A 25,029-nucleotide genomic window follows, 5' to 3' on the forward strand; every position below is an offset into this window, starting at 1 on the left:
TTCGGCTAATGTAAGTGGATTTATAGAATGCCATGCGAGCCCCCATGAGCTGCGGCCTGATATAAGGATAAATTTAAATTAGTATTTTAAATGGATTTATAGTAGTTAGTTTCTACGGTAACGCAGGAAGAAAGATTTAAATGGATTTCATGTCGTTAGAAAAGAGGAAATGAACGATCGAGGGTAGGATTCCTGATTTTGGTGCATGAAATCCATCTAGTTCCCTGAAACATTCGTTTTAAGCGTAATTAGATACATGAATTCCATCTAGCACACGACAGCTTCGTATACGGCACCGGCATTCAAGCACACGACAGCTTCGTATACGGCACCGGCATTCAAGCACACGACAGCTTCGTATACGGCACCGGCATTCAAGCACGCGACAACTTCGTATATGCAGCTAGGTAAAACAACTTGGCATGCCCCGCATCCATTTTAATAGTTCATCATCTTCTATATTATACTAAATTCACGAGTACTAGGACAAAATAATACAACTTCACATTCTTATGACAAAAAAATACGATAAGAAAGTGCTTTAAATGGCGTTTATTCTTCCGTGATTATACATGAGCGGCTGCCTATAATAAGAGTATGATTCATTGAAGGAGGAGATTGATCATGAGAAGAGCCTTTATTAGCCCGGCAAAATATGTCCAAGGTGAGGACGAACTACTTAACTTGGGTTACTATGTAAGAACTTTTGGGGAGTCCGCGCTACTGATTGCCCATCCCGAGGATGTGGCACGAGTGAAAGCGAAGCTGGATGCAACTGCAGGCAAGTTTAATATCACTTTTATTGAAAGCGGTTTCCAAGGTGAATGCTCCAGACAAGAAGTCGCACGGCTGCAAGCTATTGCCAAGGAGCAACGCTGTGCTTGTACGATTGGACTCGGCGGAGGGAAAGCGATTGATACCGCGAAATGTGTGGCTGAAGGGGAGGCCCTGATCATCGTCCCGACGATAGCTGCAACAGATGCGCCGACAAGCCATTCGGCTGTGCTGTATACGCCGGAGGGAGCCTTTGATGATTATGCTTATTTTAAACAAAGCCCTAGCGTGGTTATGATTGATACGACGGTGATCGCGAATGCGCCAACCCGTTTCCTTGTAGCTGGTATGGGGGACGCGATTTCTACTTATTTTGAGGCGAGAGCTACGGCGAGATCCTACTCTAACGTAAACGCCGGATTACCAAACGGTGTACGGGAGGGGATATGCGGGGATGCCAAAGGAACCAAGACAGCACTAGCCTTGGCGAAATTATGTTACGAAACGTTATTGGAAGACGGTCTCAAGGCCAAACTATCCTGTGATCGGAATGTCGTCACGCCTGCATTGGAGAACATTGTTGAAGCCAATATTCTGCTATCCGGCCTAGGATTCGAGAGCGGGGGCTTAGCGGCAGCGCATGCGATCCATAACGGATTAACCTCGCTTGAGGGGACACATAGCTATTATCATGGAGAAAAAGTAGCCTTCAGTACGATCGCACAGTTGGTTCTTGAAAATGCAGATCAGGACGAACTCGATGAAGTACTCTCGTTCTGCGCATCGGTCGGCCTGCCGATTTGCCTGGCTGACTTGGGGGTAGACAGCATTTCGAACGAAGAATTGCAGGAAGTAGCCCAGAAGGCCTGTATCCCGGAAGAATCGATTCATTCGATGCCATTCCCGATTACGGTGGAAGCGGTAGCAGCAGCGATTATGGTCGCAGATCAAATTGGGCGTGAATTCAAAAAGCGCAAGGAGGCATAAGGTGAAGAAGATCATCAATCAACCAGACACTCTCGTTCGAGAAATGTGCAGTGGCATAGTTTTGGCTCATCCGAATTTAACGTTTAATAGTAAGTACAAAATTATTTCCAAGAAAATCATCAATGAGGATAAAGTAACGCTAATCAGCGGTGGAGGAAGCGGCCACGAGCCTGCGCATGCGGGATTCGTAGGGAAGGGCATGCTGGATGTGGCGGTATGCGGCGATGTATTTGCCTCCCCTTCCCAAATTCAAGTTTATCAAGGAATCCGGAACTCTGTAAGTAACAAAGGAACACTGCTAATTATTAAAAATTACAGCGGCGACATTATGAATTTCAAGAACGCGGCTCATTTGGCGAGTGAGGATGGCATTGAGGTTGACTATGTTATCGTCGATGACGACATCGCCGTGGAGGATAGTCTTTATACGGTAGGTAAAAGAGGCGTGGCAGGAACGGTGCTCGTCCATAAAATTGCCGGAGCTGCGGCAGAAGCTGGTTTATCGCTTGGCGAAGTTAAAGAGCTGGCTGAGCATGCCATCGGCAATATTCGCAGTATCGGCTTTGCTCTTACTTCCTGCACCGTTCCAGCAAAGGGTTCACCTACATTCCATCTTGAAGAGCATGAAATGGAGTATGGTGTCGGCATTCATGGCGAGCCGGGCATTCGTAGAGAGGCAGTACGATCAGCGGATGAACTAGCCCAGCGGATGGTGGAGGCCTTACTCAACAACCTGCATATGGACGATGGCGATGAACAAGAAGTGGCCGTACTGATCAATGGATTTGGCGGCACACCACTACAGGAGCTATATTTGCTGAATCATTCCGTGACGCGTGAATTAGCGGCGAAGAACAAACGAATCTACAAAGCTTTCGTTGGCAACTACATGACCAGTATTGATATGGCTGGAGCATCGGTAACAATCATGAAGCTTGACCCTACGTTGAAAAAATGGTTGGCAGAGCCTTGCCATACACCTGCGTTGGTTGTTCAGGAGCCATTCGAGCCTGTAGTCTTCACGGAGGTTGTCCACAATTCACAGAATGAGAAGGCGGATCAAGCTGTATCCTACAAGAATGAGACAGATCCAGAGAGCGCCATTGTAGAGCATAACCAGCTCTCCTTACAAAATATCGTCTATCTGATCGATCAAATGAGCGAGGTTATCATTGACCACGAAGTGCCCTTCTGCGAATTGGATGCTCATGCAGGGGACGGAGATTTTGGCATGAGCATTGCCAAGGGATTTAAGCAATTGAAGGCAGAGTGGCAGGATATTCTATCGCAGCATACAGCGGATATTGGCAGCTTCCTGGACGCGTGTTCGTTAATTATTATGGAGCATTGCGGCGGGGCGTCGGGGCCGATTTGGGGCTCTGCCTTCCGGGCGGCCAGTAAATATGCAGGAACTAGACAAGCGCTCTCTGTGGATGAGATTGCGGACATGATGGCCGCCGTGGTTCAAGGGATTCAGGAAACCGGGGAAAGAACATTCGGCAGAGGGGCGGTCGTCGGCGACAAAACCTTAATCGATGCACTTGTGCCTTATGCAGAGTCCTGGAAACAAAGCGCAGGGAGCGGGGAAGATATCAAAGCAGCATCGAATAAGGCTGCACAGGCTGCTGTCGATGGGGCGAAACAAACCGAGACCATCGTTGCCCGTATGGGTCGAGCAGGAACGGTGGGCGAGCGTAGTATTGGCTATCCGGATGCCGGAGCCCATGCCTTGGGCGTCATATTTACCGAGCTGGCCAAAGCATTAAACTAGAAAGATTCAGAAATAAATGAGGTAACTAAGAAGGCGACGTATTGTCGCGGGTGTTGGCGCCGATTTGAGGCTCTGCCTTTCGGTTCCGGGCAGCCAGTAAAGATGCAGCAGCTTTAGATACACGCTTAAGCGCAGCTCCGGGGAACCGGAGCTGTTTGTTTATAGAGGCAGCTAAAGTTATTTCGGCAATATCTGCTTAGCGGCATCCAGCAATAGTTTCTCTACCCTATCCTAAATGCTATCTATCAGTAATTTCTGTCTAGGTGTAGGATTTCTTCTGCATCATCCATTTGAATGATAAGTAATTCAAACTCCATTCCGTGGCGGGCATAAATTTGCGGGAGCAAGATGCCAAGGCTGTTCTTCTCTTCTCCCTGGCTCACCAAATCCTCCAACAATACCGATACTCCCCGGTCATCACCGTAATCCTCTGCTTCGAGAGGCTCCAGGGGAGCAGGCAGAGATATGTATAATGTCTTTGACCAATCAAGCTCGCCGGGCTCCGTCTTAATTACAAGCTGCAGGGGTCTAAAGGCCTCGTCATAGAAATCGCAATACGCTCTAATTCGCAATTTGCTTCACTCCTTTTTCGATAGCTGCTCCTCCAACTGGGATAGTATTCGCTGGGTTTCCGTAGACCATCTTACTTCAGGCTCCGGCTGTTTTCTTTCGGCCTCCTGAGCAGCTGCGATCAGGCTGCCCTGCAGGACGCGGCGCTGAATTTGATCGAGCCGTTGTTCAGCGAGGTCGAGCGGAATATGGAATGCATCGGCAAGATAAGGGATCGCTTCGCTTCGATGATCTGGAATCGGCAATTTTTCAAACATATAGAAAGGGACGGCTGCATACAGCACAAAATGATCCGCCTCGGTCTCCTGGGCGTGTTTGAATAGGCTAGGCATATAGCGTTGATCTCCCGAGTGCCTGAGAACATGGCATAATTCATGAAAAAAAATAACCCTGGCCTTCGCGTCGTCCATATGCTTGTTTAGAAATATAACGCGTTCTTCGTTATCGGAAAAGGAAGGACAGGCGGCATATACGAGTTCTATGTCAAAAGCCTCAGCAATCCGCTCAATGTCATGCTGTTTGGCATCTAGCAGGCCGCTGCTTCGATATTTAGAGTTGATCCACTGCTCTAGATGGGTCTCTTGATAATAGGAAAACAACATGGATATCACCTCTTGCGGGAATGTATGTTCGGTTTCAGGGTGTAAATAAAGGTCCTAAAGGAAGGACCTGAATTTGATCATAAAAAATGGAATATGCTGCCTACATTATATTCATTTATCGGATTGATTGTCTAGTAGCTTCTTCTTTTGTTCCCGATAAGCCTTCAAAGCGGCTTCCATCATCGCGATTTCATCAGGGGTGTACGATTCTGGCCCGCCGTAAAATGACATGCTTGCTTGCATTTCCTCTGTTGGTGAAGGGTCGGAAGTACGTCCCAGCAAATAATCGCCGTTCGTATCCAGCGCGTCAACGATCCTACGTAGGGATTCGGGATCCGGCTTTCGGTCGTTCGTCTCATATCTCGACAACTGAACCGTCGTTAAGTCGGCTCTTGATGCGAGGTCTTTTTGGGTTAAGTTTTTCAGTTCTCGAAGATGCTTGATCCGATCGCCCAGTGTATGCATAGACACTCCCTCTTCTTGAATGTGATATTAAAAACTATTGTATGAAAAAATGCAACATTACCATACCGGTATAGATGTGAATAAGAAAATAAAGTGTAAGATGTTGACATTGCCGTTTTGGTAATATATAATGCAAGTACATTACCGTATTGGCAATGACAGCAGGAGTTACTTAGTTTACAAATTCTATTTTACACGGTTCAGGCTGGTAAATCAACAAATATCATCAGAAAACATTGCCGTACTGGTAATTTGAACGACATTAAATGATCTTCATGGAGGGATTGGCAATGGGAAAAAGACATATCAATTCATTTGCCGTTTTTCATAGTTTACCGGTGGATGAAGCGGCAACCCGAGCGGCGGTTATTCAGCTTCTCGAAGAAGTGAGGCAATATCGGCAAATCGGCTATATCCGCCAACTGGCGAATATAACGCATAACTATGCTCCAAGATACCATGGGGCAACCCATGGTGTTCATAAGCCGACCGAGCAGGCTGCGATTCGCAATATTGACAAAGAAGCAGAACTGCAGAGGAAATCGGAGTTGCTGGATCAGGCCATGAACGGACTGTCCAGTACGCAGCGGGAAGTCATTGAACGCAGTTATTTAGATGATGAACGCGAGTATGATTTCATCAGCTGTGGAGAAATGGGGATTAGCGACCGAACGTATCGGCGGATCAAGGCGAGCGCTCTCAAGCTGCTGGCGATCGCGATGAAACTTGAAGCGTTTGTGGAACCCGAGGATTGTAGAACAACCGGAGCTATGCATGGGGTCGGCTAAAAGCCGGCTTTTTTTGTGAAATTAAATAGAAAATTACCCCAAATTAAAGATTTTTATGTAAAAGAAAAGAAGCTAAATCCGATAAATATATAAAATGGTAATTAACATTTGCATATAAGAGAGGTGTAGCATGGCTAATTTTATGGATGAACAATTCCTGCGAGTTATACAAGAGCAGGAACGGAAAGAAAGGGAAGAGGCCAAGGAAGAGCAATTATCCATTCCCAAGGTAACAGCCGCTGTATTGTCGGGCTTGCTTAAGCTGGGTTCGGAAGAAATAACATTCTCCGAGACGGAGGTAATCCCTGGGCAAGTGAGCTTGCGCATGCCGGAGTCATTTGTCGAAATGCCGGAACAGTTTGCCGCGATGAAATATCCTTCAGATCGGCGCCCCAAGCTTATTTATACCGATGAGAGCCTGTCCATCAATATTAACGTAAACCCGACGGACAATCGGATGTATGACGATGAGATGGAGAAATTTCAATCGGAAATGCTGGCGATGCTCAAGCGCATGCAGCCGAATGCCCGCTGGTTATCGGACGGGGTATTTACGCTTGGACAGGCAGGGCGGGTTGAAGTTGAGCAAGCAGCATCGGAGCAGGAAGGACAATTACACCAGAAGGAGGCGGTTCAAGCCAGTGCTACCGACGGGAAGCGGGTTGGATACTATGAGTTTCTATCTCCCGCGATGGACGGCAACATTTACAACCTGACTTTTTTCATGGAATGGGAAGAGAAGGGGCTGTTCTTCAGTGTCAATTGTATGGAGAAGCAAATGAAGCTTTGGCGTCCGATTGCCCACGGCATTATGGCTTCACTGCGCATAATCGGATCAAGCCCAAATGAAGGGGAGGGATAATGGATGGAAACAACAGGGAGTTCATATGTGCGCATTGCGCCTTTTGAATTGGAGCGATTGCAGGAGTTGACGGTAACTAAGCAAATGAACGAGCATGTCCGGCTAAGGTTTACGGGCATTGTTCCCGAGAGCCGCAAAGATAGTTATGTGCAAATGGCCGACGCCCAGACTTCTATTGTAGTGACAGAGACAAATGAGCAGGGAGAGCAGGGTACCTTGTTTCACGGCATGGTGCTGGATGTGGAAGTACATATGACTCAAGGGGTGTATGCTATTGCGGTTGAGGCCGTATCGCATACGTATCGCTGGGATTTACAGCCGAAGGAGCGGTCTTTTCAGGATGTCGGAATGTCCTACAAAGCGTTAATGAATCAAATTGTATCGTCTTATTCGGGCGCGAATTTGCTTGATTACGCATCGAACGGCTCAACGCTGCCGAGTATGATCCTCCAGTATCAGGAGACCGACTGGCAATTGCTCAAGCGGCTTGCTTCGCATTTCTATACAGGTATCGTTCCAGCGGCATTGGATGAGCGGATGCTGTGCTATGTCGGCCTCCCTGAGCCCGGGAATAAAGGAAAGCTGGAGGTCCATAATTTCCGTGTTCATAAGCGCATGGATTTATATCAGCAGGCAGTCCGTAACCGGGTTCCGAATGTGTCCCAGCATGATTTCGTTTTCTATGAGGTGGAAGCGCCACAGGTGCTCGACATCGGTCATGAGGTGGAGTTTAACGGCCAGAATCTGGTCGTCAGCAAGGTGCGTCTGGAGCTGGATAAGGGGCTGCTCAAGCGTCGCTACACCCTGGCTCGTAAGGGCGGGCTGGTCAGGCCTAAGCAATACAACAAGGATATTGTGGGCGCTTCTGTTCAGGGGAAGGTCATTGCTGTAAAGAAGGACTTGATTAAGGCCCATTTGAACATGGATTCGGCCCAGGATGAAGGCAAAGCCTGCTGGTTCCCCTACTCTACGATTTATGCATCTGCCGATAATGCGGGCTGGTATTTCATGCCTGAGCAAGGAGATGATATTCGCATTTATTTTCCTACCCATGAGGAGAAGGACGCCTTTGCAACCAGCTCGGTAGCGAAGCCGGGGGATTCCACGGGAAATGGAGGAGGCGGAGGTGCTGGGAGCGCAAGCGGCGGGAGGGGCGCCGGAGGAGTAGCAGCAGGAGCAGGTGGGGGTGCAGGTCCTGGTGGAGACAGTGATCCGATGCAGGATCCCGAGATCAAAACACTCAAGACCAAGAACGGGAAGATGATCGTGCTGGCTCCGGATTACATCATGATTACGGGAGACGGGGTCTCCATCGTTCTGGAGGATGAGAACGGCATTACGCTGACGAGTAGTAAAGACATTAAGGTCAATGCGACCGAGAACATTATTCTGCAGTCCAAAAATATTACGATTGCGGCCAGCGAGAAGGTGGAAATGAGCTGTAAGGACAGCTCTCTGCTCATTGAGGACGATGTAGTGCTCAAAGGAAATCAGGTTCGCAACAACTAGAAAGGAGAATGCGTGTGACGATCGATTCATTGGAACAGCAAATCGCTCCGCTGCGCGAAGCGATGCTTCAAGCTGTCGATGCCTATTGGCCAAACAGGATGGACATGCACCGGGGGGAGCTGATTGAAGCGTTCCGTAAGCTTTGCATCCGTATCGGTCAGCAGCAGTCCAGCGGGCAAAAAGCGCCTATTGCCTATATTCATTTTTCCTTTTTGCGAACATGGCTGCTGCAGGATAGGGTGATATACAGCATTGAAGCCTATGATGACCGATGGTACGTCGACCGCAATGAATGCCTGGAGCTGCTGGAGCTGCCTTGGCTGTACCCGCTGCTGCAGAGCTTCAAGCAGGATTTGGGGCATGCATTGTTCAGGCAGGTTCCGGATACGGAAATCGATGCTATTGTGCTGCGGGAATTCACTGTGCTTCATCAATATATCAGGGAATGGATACGATCCCTCGTTCCGGAGCTCATTGCGCTGCCTGAGTTTCTCGCTATTGAGCGAGCGGATGTGCTGCGGATTCGAGCCGGGGAGTTCAAGGATTTCAGCGAACAGCTATGGATGGAGGATTGTACGGATCGACAGGCAGCGGAGCTCAAGAGCTGGTTGGAAGAGAAGCGTTCTTCCGACTGCATGAACAGCGATCTTCGGGGCTTGGATTTAAGCGGCGGCCAGTATGAAGGGATCGATTTGCGCTACAGTCACTGCTCGGGCGGGGACTTCAGCGGTTCGAACTTTCAGGGAAGTATTTGCGTTGGTACCGATTTTAGCGGCAGCAAGCTCACTGGAGCGGACTTTAGTCAAAGCCTGCTGTATGACGCGAATTTCAGCGGCTGTGATCTTAGCAGCGCGAAGCTGGCGGAGGCTGTGGGGGGAGCGCGATTTTTTCATGAGGGAATGGTGCTCGGTTTTTATGGAATAGATTTTTCCAATGCGAACTTGCAGGGTGCGAACCTGTTATTCGCCGATTTGGCGGGGGCTGAATTTCAAGGGGCGAATCTCAGCGGAGCACTGATTTTAAAGCAGGATGCCCTCCAGTGGAACCTGAGTGAGGAGCAGCGCCGCAGCATTACTTGGATGGAGGAGGACGAGAGTGGAGTCCCGGTGCCAGTGCAGGTGCAGTTGCGGGAATAGAAAAAGGGGGGGATGGCTCGTGCATTATTTTATTTTGCAGCAGGATGAGCGGACGAAGACTTCGCTGTTGCTCCAGGAGCCGCGTCATGACGGCAGCCGGGATCATTACATGATGTATGTGCGGGAGGAGCAGAAGGCGGAATATATCGATTTCATCGAGCATCCGAGAAGGCTGGTCTCCAACCGGATGAAGCAGCTCCTTGAGCTGTATGATGCTGATTTGCGCTGGACTTCGGTCGTTCTGACTGCGAAGGAAGCGAAGCGGCAGGAGCTGTATTGGTTATTCGAGCCGCCGGAGCTTGAAGTGCTCTCGGAACGAACCGAACGGGACCGGCTGGGCACAGTGAAGCGGGTTGTGCTGGATGGGAATAAGCTTAAGCATGAACGGTTGTTTTGCGCGGGTGATCGCTGCATCGTTCATTTGGACGTTGCGGAAAGCCTGCTGCGCAGGGCTTATACGGGACTGCGGCTTACCCCGGTGGAAGTGGATGACAGATTTCAGGAGTGAAGGTATGATCGTTGTTTTTTAATAGAAGGCATGGGATTAAAGGAGGTTAGATGATGTCAGAATTTCAAGGCGAGTCTCCAGAATTCAGTTATGTGGTGCGGGGGGCGATGCTGCGCTGCGCGTGCGGCAGCCATCCGAACATGCTAAATTTGCCGACGTCGCACGGGATGTATATCAAGGGTCAGCCGTTGATGAATATCGGAGACAGCAAAGTGGGCGACAATATTTCAACATTTGGCGTATGTGAGGCGCGAGATAAGCCGTGCGAGCCGGAGGTGCATATGGAGTGGATGCAGGGGAAGCCGGACTTGCTGGTGGAAGGAAAGCCCGCGTTAATTAACTGCTCCTATGTCAATTGCGTGCATCATGAGAGCGGCATTATTTATATCGAGGACGATGGACAGAAATAAGAAAGGGGGAAGGAAATGCAGAACTTTCGGGAACGAAAAGTGAGCGGCCTCACGCTGCAGGATGTCTATCTAAAATGGCCGTACGGAAAGCTTCGCCTTGAGCAGATCAAGATCGTCCGGCATCCAGGCGACCACGCTTGGATGCAGGTTCGTGGGCTGTTAACCGAGCAGCAGAGCCGAAGCATGATTCAGTCCGCAAGCTATGAGGATCGCATCGGACTATGGTGTCGAGGCCAGGGCGGGCAGGATTATCCCTTATTCCTTGGCCAGTTGCATCAGCTTGAGCTTCACGAAGTACAGAACAATCATAGGGTGGAATTAACGGTCATTTCTCATACATATCAAATGGATATCGAGCCGAAAAGTCGTTCCTTCCAGCACGCTGGTTTGCGGTACCGCGAAGTGATCGATGAGGTACTATCCGCTTATCCGCACAATATTCAGGAAAATGCGTTTCGTTCTTCCGATACGATCGGGCGGCTGGTGCTGCAATACGACGAGACGGATTGGGAATTTCTCAAGCGTATGGCTTCGCATGCGGGTGCGGTGCTTACGCCGGATGTTGCCGGGCATGAAGCCCGAATCTGGATTGGGGCTCCCGTTGGGTCGCGTCGAATCAAGCTCCCGGAAGGAACGTCGTACCGGATAGGGCGGAAGCTGGAAGCTTTTTTGAAGGCGATTGAGACACCTAGTGAAAGCTTGCAGGAACAATCCTTTACCCGCTGCGTCATTCAGGTTGATGAACTGCTTGAATTAGGCGATCAGGTTGAGATTAACGGCATTTGGTTTACGGTGATGGGGATGCAAGCCGAGCTGGTGAAGGGTATGCTGGAGTTTGAGTATCTTTGCGTCATTCCCGGGGGAATTCGGCAGAACAAGCTCTACAATCGGAGCATTGTCGGACTCGCCGTTGAAGGCAAGGTCATTGGCGTGGCAGCGACGAAGGCCAAGGTGCATCTGGACATTGACAAGGAGCAGAGTGCAGAGGAAGCGGTTTGGTTCCCTTACTCCTCCCCGGTCAGTCATTTATTTCATACGATGCCACAGGTAGGCTCGCGGATTAAGCTCTATTTTCCAGGCCAGGATGAAGACGATGCTATGTTGATCAACTCGGTGCGAACCCCGCTGTCTCCGGGGGGAGAAGCCGCCGCAAAGGCCGATCAGAAAATGGGGGATTCCACGGTAAAATCTTTTACGACGAGCTATGGCAAGGACTTTACGCTGGGGCTGCAGGACATTTCTTTTACCGCTAAGGAAAACTCGCTCTTTCTGTCGATTTCCGAGGAGAACGGCATAGAGCTGCATAGCGAGACCGATATTATCTGGATGGGCACGGAGCAGATTGATTTTGAAGGCTTCAAGCAGTTCCAGGCTCAGGCCGAGGAAGAGATCATTATTGTGGGCAAAGGCGGCAGCGTCATTCTGAACGAGAATGCGGATGCGGCTGCCGAGACGATTGTGGCTGACGGTCAGGACAGACAGGCGTTCGAGCAGTTGACGAATCCCGAGGCGGAGCAAGCGAAGATTGACAAAGAGAAGGAAGGATTTTGGGATAAAATCCAGACCGGTCTCGATGTGCTCGGGATGCTGCCGGGCATTGGCGCCGTATTCGACGTTATTAATGCGGGGATTAGTCTGGCGCGAGGCGATTTCGTCGGCGCGGGAATGTCGCTGATTTGCATGGTTCCCGGTTTCGGCGATGCCTTTGGCGCTGCCAAGCTGGCCGGGAAGGCCGCGAAGAAGATCGGCAAATCGATGATGAAATTCGGCGGCGAGAAGGCACTGCAGCTAGGGAAAAGCCAAATGGATAAGGTGCTTACCGCAGCCCGAAAAGTAAAGGGCCAGGCCGACAATATCCAGAAGCAGGTATCGGAAAAGCTGACGAAAATGCAGGATCAGCTCGCCGAGAAAACCGGGAAGCTGATGGATGCCGCTTTGAAGAAATCCGGGCTGCACAAGAAAATTACGGACTTTAACCATAAAAAATTGGCCAATCCGCAAAATAAATTTACGGAAGGGCTGAAGGACAAGCTCTGCCAGTGGGGCTTCGAACCGGTAGACCTGATCACCGGACGAATGATGAGCGAGCAGACCGACTTCCAGTTTCCTGGTCCGCTGCCGCTTGTGTGGAAGCGCAGATGGATTAGCGATAGCGGGTACCGGGGCTGGCTCGGACACGGCGTACACCATGCATTCGATATGCGGCTGATGGTGATGGATCAGGGGATCGGCGTACTGCTCGGCGATGGACGCGGAGCGGCGTTTGAGCTGCTGCACCGGGGCAAGGTCGAGACCTTCAACCGCGCGGAGCGGTTAACGCTGCGCCGGTTGGGGCGCAACTATGCGCTTTATGATCACGAGAGCCGGAGGATCTATCATTTTGAGCCTTCCCCGGAGACTTTGCGAGTCTTAGCTCGGAAAGCGCGGATCGGCGAGCTGGCTGCGATCGATGCTGAAGAGACGGCTCAAAGGGCTCAGTCGAATCGGGCATCAGCTTCATTAAGCGGTGGATTGCCGATAAGCGAGCGTCTGCCAATACCCCAAGGCGATAGAGCGCAGGGGAATGGGGCAAACGGAAGTGGGCCACAAGGCAATGGTTTGAACAGGCCAGCCGCCAGTGTGATGCAAACATCGAATGGGGAACCGGGGGAATCAGTCTCAGAAGAGATCCAGGCGTATCAGCTCGTTCGCATCGAAAATGAATTCGGTCAATCCATTGAGCTCGGTTACGATGAGAACGGTCATTTGGAGCGAGTGATCGACAGCGTTGGCCGGGTATTGGATATCGAGACGGATGATGCGGGAAGGGTCACCAAGGTGACGCATGTGTACCTTACGCACCCGGGTAATCCGTACAGCGAGGAGCGCGAGGTGCTGGTTCAATATCGCTACAATGAAGCCGGGGATCTCAGCGCCGTGACGGATGCGCTCGGTCAAACGACTTCTTTCGAATATGATCAGAACTTGATGGTGAAGATGACCGACCGCAACGGCTACAGCTTCCACTGGCGTTACGACGGGCCGACCACGGGCGCGCGGTGCGTTCATACCTGGGGCGATGACGGGTTATTGGAAGGGCGAATCGCTTATCTGGACGGTTACAATGAGGTGACGAACAGCCAGGGGCATATGACAAGGTATGAGTTTACGCCGGATTATCTTTGCACCCGGATCGTGGACCCGCTCAGCGGAGAATGGCAGTACAGCTATAGCGACGCGGCGGATTTGCTGAGTGAAACCGACGAGGAAGGCCGGATGACCCGCTACGAATATGACGGAGTTGGGCAGCTTGTGCAGGAAATCCAGCCGGACGGTGGGATATGGCAGTACACGTATGACGAGCATGAGCGATTGCTGCAGGCTACCAATCCAGAAGGCGCAAGTCAAACCTGGCAGTATGATGAACAGGGGCGGGTGAGCCGGATTGTCGGGGCGGATCAATCGATGACGATGCTGGTCTACGATGAATCGCATCGGATACGCGAAGTGCGCAATCCGCAGGGTGCGGTGACGACGCTTGCCTACGATGATCAGGACAATCTGGTGGAAATGACGCTGCCGGACGGCAGTTGTGGGAAATGGAGCTACAACCACCGCGGTGAATGTCTGGAAGCGGTCAACCCGCTCGGGGCGAAGCAGTATTTCGTCTATGATGCGCTGGGCCGCGTCATCCGGGTCGAACAGCCCGATGGCAATGTGATTAAACTGAAGTATAATGCGTATGAAGATGTTATTTTTGCGGAAGACAAGCAGCATCGCGTAGCCTTCGGATACACTCCGCTGGGAGAAATGACCTGGCGGGAGCAGAAGGGCAAGCGCGTTGAGCTGGTGTACAATCAGGAGACGGAACTGACGGCAGTCATCAATGAACATGGCGAACGCTATGTGCTGGAACGGGATGCAAACGGCAGCATCATCCGGGAGACCGGGTTCGATGGCATGGTCAAGCAGTATGAACGCAGCCCAAGCGGCTTGCTGCGCAAGGTCGAGCGCCCTGGCGGCAGATGGACCACCTTCGAATATGATGAGATGGGCCGCGTCATTCATTCCGCCTACAGCGATGGCTTGGTAGAATCGTATCACTATAACCGGGTCGGCGATTTACTGGAGAGCTCCAATCCGTTTACAAGGGTCAAGCTGGAGTACGACTCCGCTGGGCGCGTCACCAAAGAATGGCAGGATGGCTACTGGGTTGCCAGCCAGTACGATGAGAACAGCAATCGAATTCAGGTGAGCAGCAGCTTGGGTGCGCACTTGACCTTTGAGCGGGATCTGCTGGGGCAAGTTACCCAAATGCAGGCGGAGCAGAAGGGCAAGAGGCAAGGGCAGCAAACCCAGCAAACCCAGCAAACCCAGGGTGATTTTGGTGGATCATCTCCGAGCATGGAGAACGGCGCGGGCACATCCTGGTCTGCGCAAATGAAGTACAACGCATTGGGGCAAGAAATTGAGCGCTTACTGCCGGGAGGCGTCGTTAGCCAGTGGCAATATGACGTAGCAGGCCGCCCTGAACAGCACAGCGTGAAGACCGGCGGACGAGAACATCGCAAAATCAGATACGAGTGGGATGTCAACAACCGCTTGAAGTTGATCACGAATGGGTTGACAGGGAAGCGGACGTTGTTCAACCATGACGACTTTGGCACCCTGATCGGAGCAACTGATCAATACGGAAAAATCTTCCGCATGTCCGACGACGTCGGCAACCTGTACAGCACCGGTCACCGAACCGATCGGAAATACGGCCCCGGCGGGCGTCTGCTGGAGTTTGAGGGCACGAAATACAGCTATGACGAGGAAGGCAACCTAATCGAGAAGCTCGATCCCGACGGCACCCGCTGGCGTTACGCCTACTACGGCAACGGCATGATGAGCAAGGTCGTCCGTCCCGACGGCAAGGAAGTTATTTTCACGTACGACAGTCTCGGAAGGCGGATTGAGAAGCACTTTGACGGTATAGTACACTGTTATGTGTGGGATGGAAATACAATCCTGCATGAGTGGGAAGCCGAGAGCGGGTTTGCTGGGGAGAGTAAGGATCTGGGGGACGGCGACTCTGAGATTGGACAGTCTCGGGTCAATTCTGAAAAATCAGGGCAAGAACCCGATCCATCCAGTCTCATCACTTGGGTGTTTGAAGACGGCACCTTCCATCCGGCTGCAAAGATCACGTCCGAGGGTCATTACAGTATCGTGACTGACCACCTGGGTACCCCTGTGGAAATGTATGATGAGCATGGGGAACAAGTATGGTCTTGTGAGCTCGACATCTACGGGAACGTGAGAACGTTTATTCTTAAGGGTGATCACAACGCCTGTCCGTTCCGCTACCCGGGCCAATATGAGGACGTGGAGACCGGGTTATACTATAACCGTTTCCGTTATTACTCGCCACATGAAGGCATGTACACGCAACAGGATCCGATTGGTTTGGCTGGAGGCATACGCCTGTATGGGTATGTGGATGACCCGATTATTTGGGTGGATGTGTTCGGGCTTAGTAGTGGTTGCGGGGATAAGATAACTAAGGGGATGGATAAAGGACTAGCTACTAGAGGATATAAACCTGAACCTGGCGAAAGAACTTTTGAAGGATTTGTAAAAAATAATGTTCCCGTAGATAAAGAATTAACACTGCATACCAAATCACCTGGCTTTAATACAAGCCCTAAAAATGCTGATGGTCAGTTTAAGAGGTTTGGAACCGATTCACATGGTGGAGTGTCACCACATGTACACCAGCCAACTCGAAACGTTAATCCAAAAACAGGTGAAGTTTTTGGCGGACAAGGTAGAAAAACTGGTGACGGAGGTGTAACCTCGCCAGGAAAAAGAGATGTTTCACAATTGTATGAATATTTATATAATGGTAAATATCGTAATTGATAAAGGGAGGCTTATATGAGAAAGTTGAGTTCTAGCCAAGAATTATTTTTCAGTACACTACATGAAATTCAAGAAGAGATAGTTCAGACCGCTCTGAGTAAGTGTAGTTGTGAAAATGCTGAGAGGCTATTGTACGACGTAACTTATGACACTATTTATAGCATAATGGAGCTTATTGACGGTTATACAAAGGATGATCTACAGTTAGATATCATTGAAAAGGAAAGCAAAAAATCTTTGAAGGAAAATATTCAATTGCATGATGTTTGCGTAGATTTCATCAAATCATGAATTTGAAATAAAAGAACTAGGGGAAAAACCTCTAGTTCTTTTTAACTGATTAGCCCTAGGAGAACTCTCTTAAGTTGTTTTTTTGAAGGGGCTACCTAGTACCGAAAATGTCTTTTCTGATATAGGGAATTGTGTAATCCTCGAAATCCCTATAAGGTGTGTTATCAAATTATTTAATACGATTACGTCCGAGGGTCATTACAGTATCGTCACTGACCATCTAGGTACCCCTGTGGAAATGTATGATGAGCACGGGGAACGGGTTTGGTCTTGTGAGCTGGATATCTACGGGAACGTAAGAAAGTTTATTCTTAAGGGTGATCACAACGCCTGTCCGTTCCGCTACCCGGGCCAATATGAGGACGTGGAGACCGGGTTATACTATAACCGTTTCCGTTATTACTCGCCACATGAAGGCATGTACACGCAACAGGATCCGATTGGTTTGGCTGGAGGCATACGCCTGTATGGGTATGTGGACGACCCGATTTTTTGGGTGGATGTGTTCGGGCTTAGTAGTGGTTGCGGGGGTAAGATACCTAATGGTACGGGTAAAAAGATACATGGAAATTCATTAGATTCTCCAAAACCAACTGATTTATATGTTGTCAGGGAAAGAAGAACAGGTGAGATAATCAGATTTGGTGAAACTACACAAGGTTTTAAAAAGCGAGGACAACAACATGCAAGAAGATTTTCTAAACTAGGTATTGAAGTAGAAACAACATTGTTAAAGGGTGGATTAAGTAAGCGTCAAGCAAAGGCTTTAGAAACACGGTATATTAGAAGTTATGAAAAAGTATTTGGAAATAAACCACCTTATAATAAAAGTTACCATTAAAAGGAGTTATAAAATATGAAAATTTCATCAAGACCTCAAACATCAATTAGGATGGTTTCTAAGAAGTTTAGGTTATTATATCCTCTAGAAGATAAACTTAATAGCTTCATTGAAAGAAGTGAATGTGATACAGGAGGGATTGACACATTACAATTATTTTTTGATACTGACTTAACTGACGCTGATGAAGTGAATATTTTAGACCTTAAAGGTGGTATTCTTCAAGTAGAGACTTCTTTAAATTGGGATGAATTTTCTCAACTTAAATTTTCAGAACAACAAGTAGAGTTTATAAATAAAATATACGTTGCTGTAAAAAAGGTTGTTGAGGTTTATAGTTTAAGCCAAAACATGTATGATGAGGCATTTAAAGAGTTATTAAATGAAATAAAGTAAATCTATAAAGACAAAGCCCTAAGAGTTATTCTTAGGGTTTTTCTTAATAAATAATTAGATATGACAAAGCTCTAGTGATTAAGAAGGAAATTAACTAATACATTAGGCAAATGAACAAAAGAAGAAATACAGAATTTTTGAAAGGGACAACATTAACGATATTTTCTCTGAAATTCATAACTCATGATGGTTGTACCATCATGGAGTAGCGTTTTAATTATAGCAAGGAGCGCGAGGTACTGGTTCAATATCGCTACAACGAAGCAGGGGATCTCAGCGCCGTGACGGATGCACTCGGTCAAACGACTTTTTTCCATTATGATAAGCACTTGATGGTAAAGATGACCGACCGCAACGGCTACAGCTTCCACTGGCGTTACGCCTACTATGGCAACGGCATGATGAGCAAGGTCGTCCGTCCCGACGGCAAGGAAGTTATTTTCACGTATGACAGTCTGGGAAGGCGGATTGAGAAGCATTTTGACGGTATAGTACACTGTTATGTGTGGGATGGAAATACAATCCTGCATGAGTGGGAAGCTGAGAGCGGGTTTGCTGGGGAGAGTAAGGATCTGGGGGACGGCGACTCTGAGATTGGACAGTCTCGGGTCAATTCTGAAAAATCAGGGCAAGAACCCGATCCATCCAGTCTCATCACTTGGGTGTTTGAAGACGGCACCTTCCATCCGGCAGCGAAAATTACGTCCGAAGGTCATTACAGTATCGTGACTGACCACCTGGGTACTCCTGTGAAAATGTATGATGAGCACGGGGAGCAGGTATGGTCTTGTGAGCTGGACATCTACGGGAACGTAAGAAGGTTTATTCTTAAGGGTGATCACAACGCCTGTCCGTTCCGCTACCCGGGCCAATATGAGGACGTAGAGACCGGGCTGTATACAACCGTTTCCGCTATTACTCGCCACATGAAGGCATGTACACACAGCAGGATCCGATTGGATTGGCTGGAGGCATCCGTCTGTATGGGTATGTGGATGATCCGATTATTTGGGTGGACGTGTTTGGGCTTAAGAAGAATAAACGACAGAAGGAAGCGAAACAAACTCGTTGTAGTGATGGTGGCGGGTTAACCCCCTAATATTGGACACAGCACCTCTTATTCGAATGATTGCATAGAATCGCTCGATGTTTCATAGTTTTTCATCTGATGACGATCATGCCTTACACGTTGATTTCCTTGGGTCTTACATTGCCTTGCCGGACTGCTTCCATGTATTCGTACGGCGACATATCATATATGCTTCCATGGATGCGATTGCGATTGTAATTGTAGATAAAACCGCTAACGATCTTATATGCCTGTTGGTAGCTCTCAAAATCGTGGCGCTGGTAACATTCCGATTCAAGGATCGAGTGAAAAGACTCGATGTGGGCGTTCTTATTCGGCGTCTTAGGCGGTATTCGTTCGTGGATAATTCCAAACTGTTCACAAGCTTCCGCAAACCGATGGCTAATGAACTGTGGACCGTTATCCGATCGAATAATTGGTCGATTCGCCTTGTCAAAGAGCTGGCGCTTCATTAGTGCCTCCTGCGTGATTTGAACCAGATCCTTAGCCTCGCAGGACAAGCCATGATGATAAGCAACAATTGCTCGGTCGAACACATCGATGATGCTCATCAGGAAGAAAAAGCGCTGTTCACCTTCGAGCCAACCATACTTAATATCCGTTTCCCACAGTTGATTGGAAGCGGTAATGACTTTGTTATTTGCGAGTCGTTTCGGATGCTTGGCCTTGAGCTTCCGCTGAGGGCGAAGCACATTCATTTTCTTGCACAGCCGATAGACTTTCTTCTTGTTAATCACAAGGTGGTGCTGGCGCCTCAGCATCTTTGTCAGCTTGCGGTATCCGTAGACAGACGTGTACTCATCGGCCAACAGCTCCATGATCCACTCACAGATTTGCTCATCGCTAATTCGCTTGTTGTCTTGCGTATATGAGTAACCAGGCGCGGAGCGACCGTTCCTGAGGATTCGCTCAGTTTGCTGATTCGGGCGATTCACATGTGCATAATATGTGGAACGCTCCACTTCCAGAATGCGCAGCACAAGGCTGATTGAATAGCCCTGCATGATGTATTTCTGCGAAATTTCTATTTTATCCGCAAGTGTGGGTTCGTTTTTTTTAACAGGTCACGGAGGATTTCCCTCTCTAGCGCCTGCTCTGCATAGAGCTTCTTGAGCTTCTCGTGCTCCTTCTCCAAGGCTGCATAATCTGAGGCTGTAGGAACGAATGAAGCATGCTTCAAAGCATCGCCATCCAATTCGTCAAGATCCTTGCGTTTCAATTCTCTTGCCCAGCGCAGCACCATCTTCGGATCAAGATCATGCTGCCTGGCTACTGCCGTCATATTGCCGATTTCATGCCCCTTGGATACAACCTTTTTCTTGAAGTTCAGATCATACCGTTTTCTTTCCATTGCGTTCCCCTCCGACTGATTTCATTCTATCGGAATAAGGGGTGTACTGTCCAAGTTCATTTGGGGGCTAAATAGGTGGGGATACGGGTAAACAATCCTTATATCATTATACAAATGAGAAGGGAGCAAATGGGATATTTGATTCAAATCAATTAAATCCATCTTTAAAAGCAAATAACCCTAAAGATGTCAGGTATGGTGATGGTCAGTATTTATCTGACATAGCACCGGAAACAAAAACTCCCGCACAACTAGCAAAACAATTTATTAATGTACCCAATAAGTATAAATATACCCACTACGTAGAAATAGATGTGAGTGGTTTGGAAGTGATAAAAGGTCGAGATGGTGTTTTTGTAATACCGAATGAAACAGCATTGGATTTAATAGGAAGAATAGTTAGATCAGGGAAAGTTGGCGGGAAGTAGAAAGGTGATATAAGCATATGAAATATTTATTGATTGAATATGAAGAAGAAGAGTACTGGATAGAAGTAGGAATCGATGGTTATGCATTGAGACAAATCATTTTTGATAGCGATAAAACTGTACATGTTTCTTGTTTGGAAGATTGTTTGGCTGAAGGACCTATAGATGAAAATGAAATGGATGGAACAATAAAATTAATTACAAAACATGAATTTGAGGAGAATTGGAATAAAGCCACACTGAAAAAAAGGAAATTGTGGGGAAATCAAAAAATGAAATACCCTATTGGAAAAGTAGTATGCTTTGAAGTAGCCTATTATTATCCTCATGGATGGGTTTTAAAAGTAGAAGATTTGATTGGTATTTATAGTGGTGAATGTGATTTAAATTATGGCCAATGGGTAAAGGGAAGAGTCCTAGGTTACGATGAAATAAATATGTGGCTAAGGATATCTGATATAAATATTAATTAAAGCCACTACGACTTCAAAAATTAACATTGATGAGACCTTGATTGGCTTTTAGCCTTTCAAGGTTTTTTTTACTTCTATAGGTTTTATGGTTAAACAATTAATTAGTAAGACCGGCGGACGAGAACATCGCAAAATCAGATACGAGTGGGATGTCAACAACCGCTTGAAGTTGATCACGAATGGGTTGACAGGGAAGCGGACGTTGTTCAACCATGACGATTTTGGCACCCTGATCGGAGCAACTGATCAATACGGAAAAATCTTCCACATGTCCGACGACGTCGGCAACCTGTACAGCACCGGGCACCGAACCGACCGGAAGTATGGCCCCGGCGGGCGTCTGCTGGAGTTTGAGGGCACGAAATACAGCTATGACGAGGAAGGCAACCTGATCGAGAAGCTCGATCCCGACGGCACCCGCTGGCGTTACGCCTATTACGGCAACGGCATGATGAGTAAGGTCGTCCGCCCCGACGGTAAGGAAGTTATTTTCACGTATGACAGCTTGGGAAGACGAATTGAGAAGCACTTTGACGGTGTAGTACATTGTTATGTGTGGGATGGAAATACAATCCTGCATGAGTGGGAAGCCGTGAGTGGGTTGGCTGGGGAGAGTAAGGATCTGGGGGACGGCGACTCTGAGATTGGACAGTCTCAGGCCATTTTTGGAAAATCAGGGCAAGAACCCGATCCAGCAAGTCTTATCACTTGGGTCTTTGAAGACGGCACCTTCCATCCAGCAGCGAAAATTACGTCCGAAGGTCATTACAGTATCGTCACTGACCACCTGGGTACCCCTGTGGAAATGTATGATGAGCACGGGGAACGGGTTTGGTCTTGCGAGCTCGACATCTACGGAAACGTAAGAAAGTTTATTCTTAAGGGCGATCACAACGCCTGTCCGTTCCGCTACCCGGGCCAATATGAGGACGTGGAGACTGGGCTCTACTACAACCGTTTCCGCTACTACTCGCCACATGAAGGTATGTACACGCAACAGGATCCGATTGGTTTGGCTGGAGGCATACGCCTGTATGGGTATGTAGATGACCCGATTATTTGGGTGGACGTGTTCGGGCTTAAGAAGAATGGCGGCGGTAAGGGCAGCGATTCAACGGAGCAATGTCGTGGTGGGGGAACGGGGAATCTTGATCCGAAACTTTCTGAACTTCATGGGAAATTAGACGAACTTGCTGAAAAACATTTATTACCACAATATAAAGAGATCGACCCTAACCTCAAGGCAGGCTACACAGGTTCCTTCAAGACTGGCACTGTTGGAAATCCAAAGAAACCGACATTTGGTCAACCGATTAATTTACAAAAGTATGATATTGATTTTTATATTGAAAGTGATATTTTATTCGAGAAATTTGGTAATAGTCTAAAAGCAAATCCTGAATTTAGAAAAATACTTTCTAAGACACCTGGATTTGAAGGGCTCAAGCCGAATAAACAAGGGTTCTCAATTAAATTCAAGCCATTTAGAAAATAGGAGCTATTCCTGTAATGAATTAATATGAGATTTGAACAAAAAAAGCGCCTCCTGTATGCTGGGTCTTGGAATGCGAACCATTCACTGCCCTAATTAGAAGGAGGACGCTCAAATGAAGTATAAGCTAAAAGAGAAACAGAATCAACGCATTTTGGACATTACAGATCAAACCTTGGTTGTCGGTGCAGATATTGCAAAGGACACCCATGTTGCCAGAGCGATCGATTTTCGCGGAATCGAGCTTGGCAAAGACTGTGTATTTGAAAACAGCCGTAAGGGACTCTCGAAACTCGTATCGTGGATGAAGGCATTGCAGAGGCAGTACGCCAAAACAGATATTGTGTTTGGCATTGAGCCCACCGGACACTACTGGTTTCCCCTGGCTGAGTTCTTGCAAGACAAGGGCATTCGTATCGTGGTCGTGAATCCTCATCATGTGCATAAGAGCAAGGAACTGGAGGATAACTCCCAGACTAAAAATGACTACAAGGATGCCAAAGTGATTGCGGATCTTGTCCGTAACGGTCACTATACCGAACCCCAACTACCGACTAGCGTTTACGCAGATTTGAGAATTCTCATGAATATGCGTGAGAAAACGATGGTCAGTTTGGGGCAAGTCCAAAGACGGATTCAAAACTGGCTCGATCGGTTTTTCCCGGAGTTTAACAACGTTTTTAAGAGCTGGGAGGGCAAAGCCGCGCTCGTCACGTTGACTGAGTTTCCATTGCCGCAAGAGATCGTAGCCCTTGGCGCCACTGCGATCCTCGGGCGATGGAAGCAAGACGTACAGCGAGCCGTAGGGATAAAGCGAGCTGAAAAGCTTGTGGAAGCTGCCTCTGAATCCATTGGACTCACAGAAGGTACCACTGCTGCTAAGTTAGAGTTACACACTTGGATGCAACAGTACGCCTTATTTACACAACAACTGGAAGAGATCATGAATCAAGTGGAGTTATTACTCAAACAGATTCCTGGCACACAGGAAATGCTCACTATTCCGGGTGTAGGAATCACGACACTTGCTGGCTTCCTAGCAGAAACCGGTGACCTATCTCGGTATAGCCACGGTCAACAGATTATCCGTCTCGCGGGACTTAACCTGCGAGAAAACAGTTCTGGAAAGAAAAAGGGTCGAACGACGATCAGCAAACGAGGTCGATCACGTCTTCGAGCACTACTTTTCCGAGCCGTGTTGCCCATGGTGGCAAAGAACCCGGAGTTTAAAGCGATGCATCAGTATTATACGCAGCGCCAGGTCAATCCGTTGAAAAAGAAACAGTCTATTGTGGCGCTTTGTGGAAAACTGATTCGCATTTTACACACGTTAGGCACAAGGAAAATCGTATACAATGCCGCTGATGTCTTAGGACCGGTTCGCCGGGCTCAGCTTCAGTTGGCTGCTTAAATCAATCACGTTCAGGTCGATAGACTCACTATATGCTTAGGATCAATACAGAGACAATGGAAGCACGGATTAGCCGCAGGAACTATTCCATAAGGGCAACGACCCAGTAAAGGAGCGAGAAACGGCGTCCACCCCTTGAGAGGTAGAACGAAGGAATGTAAGGGCATAGACCCCGTGTGACATGGGAGGGTAAACCATCAAGGAAGTGTTGTGGATATCCAAGGTGCGATCATACGGAAACCACTTTTTTTTGGAAAATCCATTCCAATCTCTGTTCCCGCACACTGCCGAAAGGAAATAAATTCAATAAACTTCCCGTTATATCCACCTCTCGAGGTAGTCAATGTTAAAATTCTAAGGAAATGTGAGAAAGAGCGAGAAAATATTAATTTATAGTGGGAGGTCAAGATGGAGAATATAGATGAGGTATTTGGTGCTTACGCACAGGTGTTTATTCAATACGAAGGCATTCTACAGGATTTAGGCTTAAAAATAGAAGAAGGTTTAGATATACCTTCATTGAGGTATGAAAATTTGGAAGATGAACCTTATGAATTGGTGGGTTACACCGAGGTTTTTGGTTTTGAGATTGAACTATGCGCCATGCTGGATAATGAAAAGTGGCCCAATTATCAATTTTCTCTTAAAGCAACAACTACTGATTCATTTCAAGAAATCATGAATAACCGTATGTTCGATATTTCGCTATGGCTGGCAAGATATATTTCACTAATGTGTGAAGTAACAACCATGGCGGAAAATGTAGATAAACAGACAGGTCAATCGTTCTATTACAATAATACCACATTAAAAAGAGAATGTAGTTTTATTAAAGGGGAGAAATAGTTCTAAGCCATAAAGAGGTAAACAACCTCTTTATGGCTTTTTATGTAGTGCGGTCAGCCTAGAAAGCATCTTCTAGCTGATGGAAATTCGATTTAATGAGGTCAAGTGCAGGCGTGTAAGCGAAATTTATGTGCAATAGCGT

At 48.0% G+C, this 25,029-nt stretch carries 23 protein-coding genes; 18 read left to right on the top strand and 5 right to left on the bottom strand.

From position 1 onward, the window contains the following. The first annotated feature begins 624 nt into the window (after positions 1-624). Both EIM92_RS11330 and dhaK read left to right on the top strand, forming a co-directional pair. The gene (locus EIM92_RS11330) at positions 625-1,761 is read left to right on the top strand and encodes a glycerol dehydrogenase (RefSeq protein WP_125082725.1); all 1,137 of its coding nucleotides are present in this window, start codon (positions 625-627) and stop codon (positions 1,759-1,761) included. Between the two features lies 1 nt (position 1,762). Further along, positions 1,763-3,532, top strand: a complete 1,770-nt coding sequence (gene dhaK, locus EIM92_RS11335) for a dihydroxyacetone kinase subunit DhaK (RefSeq protein WP_125082726.1) — start codon at positions 1,763-1,765, stop codon at positions 3,530-3,532. A 245-nt stretch (positions 3,533-3,777) separates the two neighbouring features. Here the strand turns inward: dhaK and EIM92_RS11340 are convergent, their stop codons facing one another. From EIM92_RS11340 to EIM92_RS11350, 3 genes are all read right to left on the bottom strand, one after another. Then, entirely contained in the window at positions 3,778-4,104 is a 327-nt protein-coding gene (locus EIM92_RS11340) for a hypothetical protein (RefSeq protein ID WP_125082727.1), read from the bottom strand. 6 nt (positions 4,105-4,110) lie between these two features. Next, complete coding sequence (locus tag EIM92_RS11345) at positions 4,111-4,704, bottom strand: ImmA/IrrE family metallo-endopeptidase (RefSeq protein WP_125082728.1); 594 nt, start codon at positions 4,702-4,704, stop codon at positions 4,111-4,113. A gap of 111 nt (positions 4,705-4,815) precedes the next feature. Further along, on the bottom strand, positions 4,816-5,169 hold the full coding sequence (locus EIM92_RS11350; protein ID WP_125082729.1) for a helix-turn-helix domain-containing protein: 354 nt from the start codon (positions 5,167-5,169) through the stop codon (positions 4,816-4,818). A gap of 290 nt (positions 5,170-5,459) precedes the next feature. On the opposite strand from EIM92_RS11350, the gene EIM92_RS11355 reads away from it, so the two are divergent. The 11 genes from EIM92_RS11355 to EIM92_RS24180 all read left to right on the top strand — a co-directional run bounded on the left by EIM92_RS11355 (position 5,460) and on the right by EIM92_RS24180 (position 18,895). After that, positions 5,460-5,957, top strand: a complete 498-nt coding sequence (locus tag EIM92_RS11355; protein WP_125082730.1) for an ArpU family phage packaging/lysis transcriptional regulator — start codon at positions 5,460-5,462, stop codon at positions 5,955-5,957. Between the two features lie 130 nt (positions 5,958-6,087). Beyond that, entirely contained in the window at positions 6,088-6,819 is a 732-nt protein-coding gene (locus tag EIM92_RS11360) for a hypothetical protein (RefSeq protein ID WP_246021323.1), read from the top strand. Between the two features lie 3 nt (positions 6,820-6,822). Further along, positions 6,823-8,328: a hypothetical protein gene (locus EIM92_RS11365; protein ID WP_125082731.1), complete on the top strand. Its 1,506-nt coding sequence runs from the start codon at positions 6,823-6,825 to the stop codon at positions 8,326-8,328. A 14-nt stretch (positions 8,329-8,342) separates the two neighbouring features. Further along, a complete protein-coding gene (locus EIM92_RS11370; protein WP_164515079.1) occupies positions 8,343-9,464 on the top strand; it encodes a pentapeptide repeat-containing protein in 1,122 nt (373 codons plus the stop codon). A 19-nt stretch (positions 9,465-9,483) separates the two neighbouring features. Then, a complete protein-coding gene (locus tag EIM92_RS11375) occupies positions 9,484-9,972 on the top strand; it encodes a hypothetical protein (RefSeq protein ID WP_125082733.1) in 489 nt (162 codons plus the stop codon). A 50-nt stretch (positions 9,973-10,022) separates the two neighbouring features. Next, positions 10,023-10,382 (top strand): DUF4280 domain-containing protein, encoded by a 360-nt coding sequence (locus EIM92_RS11380; protein ID WP_246021325.1) that lies wholly within the window; start codon positions 10,023-10,025, stop codon positions 10,380-10,382. Between the two features lie 15 nt (positions 10,383-10,397). Then, positions 10,398-16,268: a DUF6531 domain-containing protein gene (locus tag EIM92_RS11385; RefSeq protein WP_125082734.1), complete on the top strand. Its 5,871-nt coding sequence runs from the start codon at positions 10,398-10,400 to the stop codon at positions 16,266-16,268. A 15-nt stretch (positions 16,269-16,283) separates the two neighbouring features. Continuing rightward, the gene (locus EIM92_RS11390; protein WP_125082735.1) at positions 16,284-16,559 is read left to right on the top strand and encodes a hypothetical protein; all 276 of its coding nucleotides are present in this window, start codon (positions 16,284-16,286) and stop codon (positions 16,557-16,559) included. Between the two features lie 82 nt (positions 16,560-16,641). Continuing rightward, entirely contained in the window at positions 16,642-17,400 is a 759-nt protein-coding gene (locus tag EIM92_RS23680) for an RHS repeat domain-containing protein (protein ID WP_425464182.1), read from the top strand. Between the two features lie 15 nt (positions 17,401-17,415). Next, positions 17,416-17,796 carry a hypothetical protein gene (locus EIM92_RS11400; RefSeq protein ID WP_125082736.1) on the top strand — a complete coding sequence of 127 codons (381 nt, stop codon included), beginning with the start codon at positions 17,416-17,418 and terminating at the stop codon, positions 17,794-17,796. Positions 17,797-18,730: 934 nt separating this feature from the next. Continuing rightward, a complete protein-coding gene (locus EIM92_RS24180) occupies positions 18,731-18,895 on the top strand; it encodes an RHS repeat-associated core domain-containing protein (protein WP_246021327.1) in 165 nt (54 codons plus the stop codon). Positions 18,896-18,978: 83 nt separating this feature from the next. Here the strand turns inward: EIM92_RS24180 and EIM92_RS11410 are convergent, their stop codons facing one another. Together EIM92_RS11410 and EIM92_RS11415 are read right to left on the bottom strand one after the other, a co-directional pair. Further along, positions 18,979-19,890, bottom strand: a complete 912-nt coding sequence (locus EIM92_RS11410) for an IS3 family transposase (RefSeq protein WP_125080998.1) — start codon at positions 19,888-19,890, stop codon at positions 18,979-18,981. Positions 19,891-19,910: 20 nt separating this feature from the next. After that, complete coding sequence (locus EIM92_RS11415; protein ID WP_125080997.1) at positions 19,911-20,237, bottom strand: transposase; 327 nt, start codon at positions 20,235-20,237, stop codon at positions 19,911-19,913. A gap of 71 nt (positions 20,238-20,308) precedes the next feature. On the opposite strand from EIM92_RS11415, the gene EIM92_RS24730 reads away from it, so the two are divergent. The 5 genes from EIM92_RS24730 to EIM92_RS11445 all read left to right on the top strand — a co-directional run bounded on the left by EIM92_RS24730 (position 20,309) and on the right by EIM92_RS11445 (position 24,887). Further along, on the top strand, positions 20,309-20,665 hold the full coding sequence (locus tag EIM92_RS24730) for an HYD1 signature containing ADP-ribosyltransferase family protein (protein WP_125085136.1): 357 nt from the start codon (positions 20,309-20,311) through the stop codon (positions 20,663-20,665). A 17-nt stretch (positions 20,666-20,682) separates the two neighbouring features. Continuing rightward, entirely contained in the window at positions 20,683-21,138 is a 456-nt protein-coding gene (locus EIM92_RS11425) for a hypothetical protein (RefSeq protein ID WP_125082738.1), read from the top strand. Between the two features lie 85 nt (positions 21,139-21,223). After that, complete coding sequence (locus EIM92_RS11430) at positions 21,224-22,633, top strand: RHS repeat domain-containing protein (RefSeq protein ID WP_281279672.1); 1,410 nt, start codon at positions 21,224-21,226, stop codon at positions 22,631-22,633. A gap of 112 nt (positions 22,634-22,745) precedes the next feature. After that, positions 22,746-24,041 carry an IS110 family RNA-guided transposase gene (locus EIM92_RS11440; protein ID WP_125082134.1) on the top strand — a complete coding sequence of 432 codons (1,296 nt, stop codon included), beginning with the start codon at positions 22,746-22,748 and terminating at the stop codon, positions 24,039-24,041. 408 nt (positions 24,042-24,449) lie between these two features. Further along, complete coding sequence (locus EIM92_RS11445) at positions 24,450-24,887, top strand: hypothetical protein (protein ID WP_125082739.1); 438 nt, start codon at positions 24,450-24,452, stop codon at positions 24,885-24,887. The last annotated feature ends 142 nt before the right edge of the window (positions 24,888-25,029 follow it).

The sequence above is a fragment of the Paenibacillus lentus genome, assembly GCF_003931855.1.
Lineage (GTDB): Bacteria > Bacillota > Bacilli > Paenibacillales > Paenibacillaceae > Fontibacillus > Fontibacillus lentus.

Excerpts from the sequence above, each read along its gene's own strand:
- EIM92_RS11410 (WP_125080998.1), bottom strand. The coding sequence starts at position 19,890 with ATGCAGGGCTATTCAATCAGCCTTGTGCTGCGCATTCTGGAAGTGGAG.
- EIM92_RS11380 (WP_246021325.1), top strand. The coding sequence starts at position 10,023 with ATGATGTCAGAATTTCAAGGCGAGTCTCCAGAATTCAGTTATGTGGTG.
- EIM92_RS11425 (WP_125082738.1), top strand. The coding sequence starts at position 20,683 with ATGAAATATTTATTGATTGAATATGAAGAAGAAGAGTACTGGATAGAA.
- EIM92_RS11345 (WP_125082728.1), bottom strand. The coding sequence starts at position 4,704 with ATGTTGTTTTCCTATTATCAAGAGACCCATCTAGAGCAGTGGATCAAC.
- EIM92_RS11390 (WP_125082735.1), top strand. The coding sequence starts at position 16,284 with ATGAGAAAGTTGAGTTCTAGCCAAGAATTATTTTTCAGTACACTACAT.
- EIM92_RS11445 (WP_125082739.1), top strand. The coding sequence starts at position 24,450 with ATGGAGAATATAGATGAGGTATTTGGTGCTTACGCACAGGTGTTTATT.
- EIM92_RS11330 (WP_125082725.1), top strand. The coding sequence starts at position 625 with ATGAGAAGAGCCTTTATTAGCCCGGCAAAATATGTCCAAGGTGAGGAC.
- EIM92_RS11365 (WP_125082731.1), top strand. The coding sequence starts at position 6,823 with ATGGAAACAACAGGGAGTTCATATGTGCGCATTGCGCCTTTTGAATTG.
- EIM92_RS11400 (WP_125082736.1), top strand. The coding sequence starts at position 17,416 with ATGAAAATTTCATCAAGACCTCAAACATCAATTAGGATGGTTTCTAAG.
- EIM92_RS11360 (WP_246021323.1), top strand. The coding sequence starts at position 6,088 with ATGGCTAATTTTATGGATGAACAATTCCTGCGAGTTATACAAGAGCAG.
- EIM92_RS24180 (WP_246021327.1), top strand. The coding sequence starts at position 18,731 with ATGTACACACAGCAGGATCCGATTGGATTGGCTGGAGGCATCCGTCTG.
- EIM92_RS11440 (WP_125082134.1), top strand. The coding sequence starts at position 22,746 with ATGAAGTATAAGCTAAAAGAGAAACAGAATCAACGCATTTTGGACATT.
- EIM92_RS11355 (WP_125082730.1), top strand. The coding sequence starts at position 5,460 with ATGGGAAAAAGACATATCAATTCATTTGCCGTTTTTCATAGTTTACCG.
- EIM92_RS11350 (WP_125082729.1), bottom strand. The coding sequence starts at position 5,169 with ATGCATACACTGGGCGATCGGATCAAGCATCTTCGAGAACTGAAAAAC.
- EIM92_RS11415 (WP_125080997.1), bottom strand. The coding sequence starts at position 20,237 with ATGGAAAGAAAACGGTATGATCTGAACTTCAAGAAAAAGGTTGTATCC.
- EIM92_RS11430 (WP_281279672.1), top strand. The coding sequence starts at position 21,224 with ATGGTTAAACAATTAATTAGTAAGACCGGCGGACGAGAACATCGCAAA.
- EIM92_RS11385 (WP_125082734.1), top strand. The coding sequence starts at position 10,398 with ATGCAGAACTTTCGGGAACGAAAAGTGAGCGGCCTCACGCTGCAGGAT.